General features: G+C 66.9%; 1 protein-coding gene. It reads right to left on the minus strand.

The genetic code is table 11. The features are described 5' to 3' along the window. Positions 1 to 350: sulfurtransferase (locus tag DBV35_RS29530; protein WP_281262261.1), on the minus strand; the 350-nt coding region annotated here is incomplete at both ends.

Below are 350 nucleotides of genomic sequence, written 5' to 3' on the forward strand. Positions count from 1 at the left end.
CCGGAGAACTCGTCGGGCGACCGGACGTCGACCAGGTTCTTGGCGTCGATCTCGTCGACGACCTCGTCGCGGAACGCGCGGATCGAGGTGTCGGCCTCCTTGGCGGTGTAGGAGGTCGCGGGGCGGTCCTTGACGTCGGTGGTCAGGGTCCGGCCGTCGAGCTCCCACTTCTTGCGGCCGCCGTCGAGCAGCACCACGTCGTCGTGGCCGTAGAGCTTGAACTCCCAGTACGCGTAGGCGGCGAACCAGTTGTTGTTGCCGCCGTAGAGCACGACCTTGTCGTCGTTCGAGACGCCCTTGGCGGAGAGCAGCTGCTCGACCTGCTCCTTGGTGGGGATGTCGCGACGGAC

It is taken from the genome of Acuticoccus kandeliae (assembly GCF_003073115.1).